This is a genomic window from Corynebacterium sp. HMSC29G08 (genome assembly GCF_001806875.1).
In the GTDB taxonomy this organism is placed as follows: Bacteria; Actinomycetota; Actinomycetes; order Mycobacteriales; family Mycobacteriaceae; genus Corynebacterium.
In genome coordinates, this window is the sequence record NZ_KV786246.1 from 1 (window position 1) to 768 (window position 768).

Sequence of the window (768 nt, forward strand, 5' to 3'; positions counted from 1 at the left end):
AGCGCACGGAGGAACCGGTCACGCAGGTTATCCGTGTGGGTACGAAGACCACTGGTGCGAACACGGAGACCTTCACTACGGATGCTCCGTTCAAGGTGGTTGTGCAGTACGACCCGAATATGCCTGCCGGTCAGTCCGAGGTGACTACCCCGGGTGTGCCGGGTGAGAAGACGGTGACGATTACGCGCAACATCACCAACTCCAACCCGGATGGTGATCCGCAGATCTCTGAGGAGATCACGAAGCAGCCCATCGATGAGGTCATCACCGTTGGCACTAAGCAGGCCACGGCAACCGACAAGGTGGAGTGGACTGAACCGATTCCGTTCGGCACCACCTTGCGCCCCAATCCGGAGCTGAAGCCGGGTGAGGTCAAGGTTGTTCAGGAAGGCAAGAACGGTGAGGCGTCCTATACCGCAACGTTTAGCGGTACAAACGGTGAGGCAACGGTCCAGGAGACCAAGGGTCGTACCGAACCTGTTGAGCGCATCGTTGAGTACGGTCCGCGCTTAAAAGATCAGAATCTGGTGACGAAGACCGAGAAATCGGTGCCGTTTGAAACGAAGATTGTTTTTGACGCCACGCTTGAGGCGGGTACGCAGGTCGTCGATACGCAAGGCGAGCTGGGTATTGATGAGGTGACAAGCACGCAGAAGCTTGTCGACGGCACACCGCAAGGCGGGCCAACCGTAACCACGAAGCGTGCGAAGGAGCCGGTTGCGGCCGAGATTCGTGTGGGCACCAAGACCACTGGTGAGACCACGAAGA

Annotated in this window: 1 protein-coding gene; it reads left to right on the forward strand. The window is 58.2% G+C overall.

Annotated features, from left to right (window positions below; translation table 11 throughout):
• A partial coding sequence (locus HMPREF3101_RS06160) for a G5 domain-containing protein (protein ID WP_210386177.1) occupies positions 1-768 on the forward strand: 768 nt, incomplete at both ends.